The sequence below is a fragment of the Borreliella afzelii genome, from assembly GCF_014202295.1.
Taxonomy (GTDB): Bacteria; Spirochaetota; Spirochaetia; order Borreliales; family Borreliaceae; genus Borreliella; species Borreliella afzelii.
This window is the reverse complement of the sequence record NZ_JACHGM010000006.1, coordinates 25194-33449: the sequence shown is the minus strand read 5'-3', so window position 1 is coordinate 33449 and position 8256 is coordinate 25194. Positions and strand designations below refer to the sequence as shown.

Genomic DNA, 8256 nt, shown 5'->3' with positions numbered 1-8256 from the left:
TATTTGAATCTCTGAAGGTTAGCTTTTATACTAAATAATAATTATATATATAATTATTATTTAGTATAAAAGCTAACCTTCAGAGATTCAAATATCTTTAACCTAAAACTGATTAAACCTACTATCCTATTACTTTCTTCACTTTTAAATATTGTTCATCAATAGTAGGCCTAGGTATAACAACCTCATTCCCACCACTATAATATTCATACCCGTCTTCACCAGAATACTTAATATCTAGAGAATATAGCTCCCTTATACAGAAATATAGCCAATGGGCTTTTCCTTTAAATTTATCATCATCCTGCTCATTTTTTATCCTACCAAACAACTTAATCAATTCTTTAGATCGATCAGAACCTAAGCTTAAAAAGAATTTATTAAAATACTCCTCATTATAGTCAGTCAATGGAGGGATTTCTCGAGTACCATTTTTCAAACTATGTAAAGTGTGTAGAGTCCCTTTTATATCAATCAACAAACGATGCTCAGCCTCATATAATTTTAAATTAGCAAATATGCCTTCAGTAACAATCTCGTCAGAACCCATATCACTACTTTGTTGTGAATTCTCAAAAAAAGTTTGGACAGCTTGTTCCTGCTTATAAGGCAAATAACAGCCCAATAAAGCTAATGTTATTATGCAAACACCAACAACCAAAATCCTCATATATACTCCTTCTCCACTTTACTGCTAAAACAATCTACAAATATATAAATTTGTCTAAATACTATTTTTAGCAAACTTTTAAAAGTTCTGCTAGGTAAGATAGATTCCTCTAAAAGATAGATATATACCAATTTTATCTTTTCTCAAGAATTGTTAAATACTAGATTTTATTAAAATCAAATTTTATTAAAAATATAAACAAAAGAATTATAAGTTTAAATACTTGCTTTTGTAGAAGATAATTTAAATTAGAATGCTTTACGCTTAAATCAACACCTTTAGTTGATTTTTTTAAAACCCTATTTATAAATGTTTTTATTAATTTTTAAGGCTTTAATAGATGATAATAAAGATCAATCAATATTGTGTTTAAAAACATAAATAAGGAAAAATTAATAATGGAAGAATATAAACCTAAAAAATACTAGATCATTTTTTCATTTGTCTTTAAAAAACAGTTAACAAACTACTAAAATATCTTTTAGTAATTATCCATTGCTAAATGATATTTCATTACTTCGTTGAAGAAATATTCTGCCGGAGTATATCCTTCCCTAAAAATATCATTGCTGTAAAAATAAAATTGAATATATAAATTACGTTTTGTAACGTCTAATACTATTTCTTGTTTTTCACTTAAAGTTTTTGGTGTTTGTGTAAGATTTAATGATGTAAAGCTTATATGCGTACCGTCATTAATAGCTTTTAGCACGAGATGTAATTGTTGAAGAAATTTTTTCACGTTGTCATTTCCAAGTTGAACAAATAATTTCTCCATTTTACTATCGTCATAGTCGCAGTTAAATCCTTGATCAAGCTTATTTTGCAGCTCAATATCCTGCTTGTTTTCATTTTTTAATTCTTCTATCCGTGCTTTCAAAGCTTCTAAAGGCTCTTTGATTGCTTGATCAAAATCTTTTGAATACTGTTTATTTTTAACTAAGTCCTTGAAGAATATGAAAGCTTGTTTCTGATTACTATCAAGACTACTAATAATAGGCGTCTTCCTGCTCTGAATTTTTGTTTTTATTGGATAAATTGCAATTTATAAGGTTTAATAATAGAATAAAAATTAGATATTTTTTAATATAGAACAACCTTGTCTCCTTTTTAATCTAAATTACAAAAACGAAGCTAATTCTTTTTTATAAAGATTTCATAAAAAATTTATATAGTTAATGTTTTGAAGTGTAGTACATATTGAGATAATTTCAAATTGTATAATTGTGGCAATTTATTTTGCTATTTATAAGCAATTCCGACCAGAAACTATAATAAAACTGAATTCAAAATTCTAGCTAAAATTTAAAAATTGCGTTAAACTCAAGGAATAATTTCATTTTCTTTCATTATTGTATTTATTTAAAATATCAGCTAAAATACTTTTTCTATTATACAAAAGTTCTTTTAAAATATAATTTACTCTTTTTATATCTTGTTTTACAAACTCATATAATTCTTTATCCCTGTTTACTCTCCAGATTATGTTTTAAAAGTAATTGATGAAAATTATCTAAATAAATTTCCAAAACTTACAAAGGCTTTATTTGAGGAGCAATTTAATTTAATAGTTTTTTACTTAAAAAAGGAAATTTTAAATGGATAAATTAAAGCTTTATAATCTTGATGCAGAAAAAAATATCTTAGCATCAATCTTTTCAGATTCTTCGGTTATTGATATTATTAGTGTTTTTTTAAAAAAAAAAGAAGATTTTTTTTATTCACTTTATGGATCTATTTTTCAAGTTATGTTGGATCTTTTTGCTAAAAACATAAAAATTGAGCCAATTTCTGTAATTAATAAACTTGAAAAGCTAAAGATTGAAATTAAAGATTATAATCATGATGCTTTGATTGAATTAGCTAGTTTTTACCCATTTTCAAAATCAGTTGCAGATTATACAAGAATTGTTAAAGACTTTTCTTTAAGAAGAAAATTAATTACTTCTTTAAAGAATATAATTCTTAATTTAAGAAGATACTTCAATTGAAATTAATACAAATTTAAATAATATAAACTCTCTTACTTTAAATTCAGAATTAATTTATGACTTTAATTCTAATATTAATTTAAAAGATAGATCTTTTGAAATTATAAATGAAATTAAAAATAGAACTAATTTAGAAGGAATTTAAATTAAAGGCTTTAGAACGGGTTTTGAAAGTCTCGATAAAATTTTAGTAGGTTTTAAAAAAGAGGATTTTATTATTATAGGGGCTAGACCAAGTGTTGGAAAAACTACATTAGCACTAAATATTGCATTAAATATTGGTGTTATAAAAAACATAAAGTAGGTTTTTTTCACTTGAGATGTCATCAGATAGTTTAATTAAAAGATCTTTAAGTTTTTTTAGTAAAATTTTACATTTTAAAATACAACATGAGTTTTTAAGAGATATAGAAAAAAAAGAACTTGATTTGTCTTTAAAATATTTTAAAGACACTTATTTTCTTATCAATAGTAAATCTAATTTGGATATTTTAAGTTTATGTTCTGAAATTAGAAGAATAGTTAGGTCAAATGGAGTTGATATAATTTTTATTGATTATTTAGGTTTAATTTCTATTAATCAAAGAAATCAACCTAGGTTTGAACAAGTTGCATTTATTTCAAAAACCCTAAAAGATCTTGCAAGAACTTTAAAAATTCCTATAGTAGCATTGTCTCAGCTTACACGAGGATGTACAAGATAAAGAGCCAAGTTTAGCCTCTTTAAGAGAGTCTGGGGCATTAGAGCAAGATGTGGCCGATGTTGTAATTTTAATGCATAGGAATAAGAGTCAACAAGAAGTCAGCGATGCAAGAATTAAATCAGAAATTTTGTCAACAACAGTTATTGTTGCAAAGAATAGAAATGGAAGTATTGGAAAAATTGATCTTAATTTTGATCCTAGTATTTTAAGATTTTCGGATAAAGAATAATTTTTGTTATAAAGTTTTTCTTATATTTTTATAGACAGTATTTTAACTAATAAAAAATATTAATTAATGTAAAAGTTATTATTAATGATATTATTTTAATAAATCCTTTATTGATTAAATAATAAGGAATCAATAAAAAGACAGTAAAAATCAGAACAAGAAATTTTATTTATACTAATTATATTAAGAAAAAAATTAAAAAAGAAACTAAGTATTATCAATATACGATATCTCATTTAAAAAAATGGAAAAGATAGTATATAAATATTATAGCAAAAAATTACCATAAAAAGGAATAATAGATAAATGGATACAAAAAAACCAATTATTATAACAATGGCAAGCCTTAAGGGAGGTGTAAGCAAAAGTATATTTTCAATACTCTTTTCATATGTGATTAAAAATTTATCTAAAAAAGTATTATTAATTGATCTTGACTCACAAAATTCTTTAACTTATTATTTTAGAAAATATGTTTTTAATATTGAAAAGTTTAATCTATACAATATATTAAAAGGAGATGTTTATTTTGATCAGTGTATTAATAAAATCAATGATCATATTTCTTTAATTCCATCCCATCCTATTTTAGCAAAATTTAACTCAGAAAAGGGTATAGACTATAAGGATGTTAGTTAAATTATCATTTAAATGAAAATATTATAGACATTGATTTTGACTATATTTTGATTGATACTCCTCTTAGTTTAGACTTTTTACTAAAAAATGTTTTAAATGTTTCAGATCATATTGTAATTCCGGTTCAAGTAGAGAGATGGTCTCCAGTAGAAAGTTTAGTTATTTTAATGGAAACTATTGGTGATATTCAAAGCCTTAGAAATAAAATTTTTAATATTTCTATTGTAGAAAATCAATTTATTAAAAATAGAAATACACTAAAAGATTTAGAGAATGCTCTTTTTAAAGAATATGGGAAGTATATAAAAGGAAAGGTGCATTTTTATAATAGTATAAAAATTATTATAAATAAACTTTTAGAGCCTTCTTTAAAAGCAAAATATTATAAAGAAATAGGAAGCACTTTAAGAAATATTCTTTGTTTATAAAAACAATAGTGGTTCGAAACCGAACAAGTTATAGTAATATTATTAAATAAATAAGGGATAAAAATGGAAAAAACTAAAAAACAAGATAGAAAAGAAATAGATTTATATAATAGAGGAATTCAAGGTTCTCAATATGAAAAACTGCTTAATTTAAATAATACTAATGATGAAGATTTAAAAAATTATAATAATTTAAAAGAGCAATTAAGGTTAAATTAATAGTCAGATATTAAAAATAAAATTCAAAGAATGAAAATCTTATATGAAATAAAACAAAAAAACTTTATAAATATGATGGATTTAAAAGTTTTAATGGGTTTATAAAACCTTTTGTAATTGCAAAAACTCAAACTTATTTATATTTAAAAGTTTATAAAAAAGTTTTAGAGGGTGTTATATCAATAGATAAGATTAAAGAGTTGGGCTTTGTAGCTATATATCAATATATACAAAAACAAGAATCATTGGGTATTGATATAAAACAAGATAATATAGATCAAGATTATAATGAAAACATCCCTATTAGAATTTTAGTAAAAGATAAGGAGTTATATAAATGTTGTAAACAAGATACTAAAAGAGTATATTTTATTTTAGAAAGACTTTTTAAAGATAAGCAAGATATTCTATTAGATTTTATATCTCAATATGAAAATAGTAAAAACCAAAAATAAAGATTAAATCCTTAATTTTAATTTTTTTATAAAAATACTATTTTTTTCATGAATATCATAATTACTTTATAAAGATTTTTTTATATATAACTTTAATTTTAAAAATGTCACTCGGAATATATTGTAAAAGTTTACTTTTCATTTCAAAGTTTACTTTTGTATTTTTAATGTTTATTTTTTATTGAAGTTATTCTGTAATAGTTTATTAATTTCAAACTCTACTTTTTAATTCAAATTTATTATGATTTATAAAGAAAAAATTAAAGATAATTAAATTAAAAAAATAAATAAAACAAAGAAAAATATTAAAACAAATTAGCAATAATTTTGTTTTTAGCAGCATTTCAAATATATTAAAAGAAAAATTAAAAACTAAAATAAAAGAATTCAATCTTGATATAAATCAAAAATATAAAAGAAAATTTAGTTCAAAAAAATGCAATAGAAGAAAAACTAGAAAGAATAAAAGAAGTTAAAGAAGACGATATGAAAATTTATAAAAATTTTAAAAAAGATAGAATAATAAAAAAATTGAAAATTACAAAAAACATCTTCAAGATCAAATGGCGGAAAATATTAAAAACCAAGTAAATAATCAAAATGATTATAAAAGCAAAGCAAATCCTAGTGATCATGTACCACATAATTTTTTCAATAATAAAATTGAATATATCCCCAAAGGACATCCGAATGACCGTGATAGTCATAGATATAATTTCCCTTTTAAAACTAAAAAAGGGTTTGAAGAAGGAATATATAATCTCTATATATTGCCAAAATATTTACTTGCTATATGGAAAAAAAATTATTAATAAAAAGAAAACAAATTCATCAAAAAAACAAAATATAGAAGATCTAAATATATTAGATATCTTTTTTTTTACTAACGAAACAAAAAAATAAAAGAAGAATGGGACTTAGGACTCGAAGAATCTTGTTTTTTGGGACTTAAAGATTATAAAAATTTTAAAGGTTTTTTAAATCTTGATATAAAAATAAATAAAAAGATTATTATAAAACCAATAAGCAAAATAAAAAATTATAAACAACTTGAAAAATTTGTTTATAATTTAATTAAAGAATATACTAAAAATTCTAAAGAAACATTACCTAATAGCCTTATAATACCATCTAAAGATTATTATGGATTTAAAAATTCATCTATAAAAATAAAAACAGAAGATCTTGAAAATGAATTTAAAAAAATAGTAGGAAAAGATTTTAAAGTTTTAGATTTAATTTATTCAAATAAAGAAGAAAATGAAAAATATGGAATAAATACAAATAGATATGTTCTTTATAGATATAGCAAAGATAACTTAGAAATAAAAGTCGACTATTTAATATTATCTAATCCAGATTATTTTCCAGATTATTTTAATGATTTTGAAACAAGTCAAATAATGTTTGGAAGATTTAGTCCAATTATTATTGAAAAACCAGAACCTATAATTTATTTTGATTATTATAATTTTATTCTATTAGTAATAGAATAAAATCTTTTTTATGTAGTTTTTATGCCTATTCAAAGAAAATATGTTATTTTTTTTAAATAGACATAAAAATTTTATTTAGAATTAAATTTTGACAATCATAATAAAAATATTTAAAAAAATTTTATGTGTTATAAAAAAGCTTTGGATATTCTTTTTACAAAAATATTTGTATACGAGGAAGAGGATATATGGATTAATCTTGAAACTAAAAATGTCATTAATACAAAAATAAAAAATTTAGGGGCAACTCCAACTATATGGAAAGGTGTAGAAAATAAAATAAAGTTTAATCTTGTTGATTTTTCTTTAAAAGAAATAATTCCTTATCCATATTTTATAGATGATGAAGAATATAGAAAACTAATAAATAGAGTTTTTTATACTTTATCAAATGCAATGTATGAAGATATATTTAAAAAAGCTACAGAAGAAATCAATATAGAAACTAATATTAAAATAAATAACGTTTCAATAGATAAAAATATTTTAAATAAAATAATAAAAAGTGCTATAAATTTTCCTATAAAACCAAATCAGATTATAATGTATGAAAAAACTGCAAATAAAATTTTTCAATAAAAAAAATCTCAAAACTACTTCAAGATTATAAAATTGGAAAATTAGCTTATGAAGTGCTTAAAAATTTATTAGAAATAAAAATAATTGTATTACCCGATCCTAAAAGACTTTTTAATAATAAAATTTTTATTATGTATAAGGATGTCGATGAATAATCCCCTTAGGAATTTTTATATATAGTGATAATGATAAATTTCATAATGGTGTATGTAAAAGGGCTCATTCTGATCAAAAAATTGGATTTAATAGATTATCTTGGCAGCTTGCTGTTTTATGTGATACAAAAATTGTAAATAAAAAATTTATTCGTATTATAGTAATAAACGATTCTAATAAAAATTAAAGAATTTATACAAAAAATATAAGTAATATATAAATATGGATTTTTATACCTTAATTAAGGATTTTGGTAGTTTAATTGGTATTTTGGTAACTTTTAATTAGTATGCTAGCAATAAGTTATAAATTCGGAGGAAGGCTTACTAAAATTGACCTAGAATTAGGAAATTTAAAAGAAGATAATAAAAAGTTAGATATCAAAATAGATAAACTAGATAAAAGAGTGCTAACACTTGAAGTTGAGACTAAAAATTTAATTACTTCAGTTAATGAAGTTAAAACTAGATTAGATAGAGTTGAAACTAGACTGGATAAAATTGATGCTAGGCTAAATAAATCAAGTAATAAATATATGCTTTTCTTTACTAATAAAGTATTTGATGCACTTAAAATAGAGCGAATAGATAATAAAGAAATAAGTTCTAAAGCTTAAAATCATTAAATACCGAGTGACATTTGGAAAATTTATTTTTAAATTAACTATTTTCTAATTTTATTGCTAATATA

Annotated in this window: 9 protein-coding genes and 3 pseudogenes; 9 read left to right on the top strand and 3 right to left on the bottom strand. The window is 21.9% G+C overall.

Annotated elements, in window-relative coordinates:
- Positions 1-121: 121 nt before the first annotated feature.
- The 3 genes from HNP63_RS05255 to HNP63_RS07110 form a co-directional block, all read right to left on the bottom strand.
- Entirely contained in the window at positions 122-670 is a 549-nt protein-coding gene (locus HNP63_RS05255) for a P52 family lipoprotein (protein ID WP_183227400.1), read from the bottom strand.
- Between the two features lie 481 nt (positions 671-1151).
- A complete protein-coding gene (locus tag HNP63_RS05250) occupies positions 1152-1550 on the bottom strand; it encodes a hypothetical protein (RefSeq protein WP_183227398.1) in 399 nt (132 codons plus the stop codon).
- 456 nt (positions 1551-2006) lie between these two features.
- Complete coding sequence (locus HNP63_RS07110; RefSeq protein ID WP_373477048.1) at positions 2007-2153, bottom strand: plasmid partition family protein; 147 nt, start codon at positions 2151-2153, stop codon at positions 2007-2009.
- Positions 2154-2268: 115 nt separating this feature from the next.
- On the opposite strand from HNP63_RS07110, the gene HNP63_RS05240 reads away from it, so the two are divergent.
- The 9 genes and pseudogenes from HNP63_RS05240 (at position 2269) to HNP63_RS05195 (ending at position 8182) form a co-directional block, all read left to right on the top strand.
- Positions 2269-2661, top strand: a complete 393-nt coding sequence (locus HNP63_RS05240; RefSeq protein ID WP_183227396.1) for a DnaB-like helicase N-terminal domain-containing protein — start codon at positions 2269-2271, stop codon at positions 2659-2661.
- A gap of 145 nt (positions 2662-2806) precedes the next feature.
- Positions 2807-2965 (top strand): DnaB-like helicase C-terminal domain-containing protein, encoded by a 159-nt coding sequence (locus tag HNP63_RS07105; protein WP_080587190.1) that lies wholly within the window; start codon positions 2807-2809, stop codon positions 2963-2965.
- Between the two features lie 16 nt (positions 2966-2981).
- Positions 2982-3594: pseudogene (locus tag HNP63_RS06875) on the top strand (DnaB-like helicase C-terminal domain-containing protein).
- Positions 3595-3900: 306 nt separating this feature from the next.
- Positions 3901-4661 (top strand): annotated as a pseudogene (locus tag HNP63_RS05220) (ParA family protein).
- Positions 4662-4724: 63 nt separating this feature from the next.
- Positions 4725-5335: pseudogene (locus HNP63_RS05215) on the top strand (chromosome replication/partitioning protein).
- A 563-nt stretch (positions 5336-5898) separates the two neighbouring features.
- The gene (locus tag HNP63_RS05210; protein WP_014486465.1) at positions 5899-6147 is read left to right on the top strand and encodes a hypothetical protein; all 249 of its coding nucleotides are present in this window, start codon (positions 5899-5901) and stop codon (positions 6145-6147) included.
- Positions 6148-6276: 129 nt separating this feature from the next.
- The gene (locus HNP63_RS05205; RefSeq protein ID WP_183227394.1) at positions 6277-6831 is read left to right on the top strand and encodes a hypothetical protein; all 555 of its coding nucleotides are present in this window, start codon (positions 6277-6279) and stop codon (positions 6829-6831) included.
- A 123-nt stretch (positions 6832-6954) separates the two neighbouring features.
- The gene (locus HNP63_RS05200) at positions 6955-7410 is read left to right on the top strand and encodes a hypothetical protein (RefSeq protein ID WP_011703942.1); all 456 of its coding nucleotides are present in this window, start codon (positions 6955-6957) and stop codon (positions 7408-7410) included.
- Between the two features lie 445 nt (positions 7411-7855).
- Positions 7856-8182 (top strand): hypothetical protein, encoded by a 327-nt coding sequence (locus tag HNP63_RS05195; protein ID WP_183227392.1) that lies wholly within the window; start codon positions 7856-7858, stop codon positions 8180-8182.
- Positions 8183-8256 lie beyond the last annotated feature (74 nt).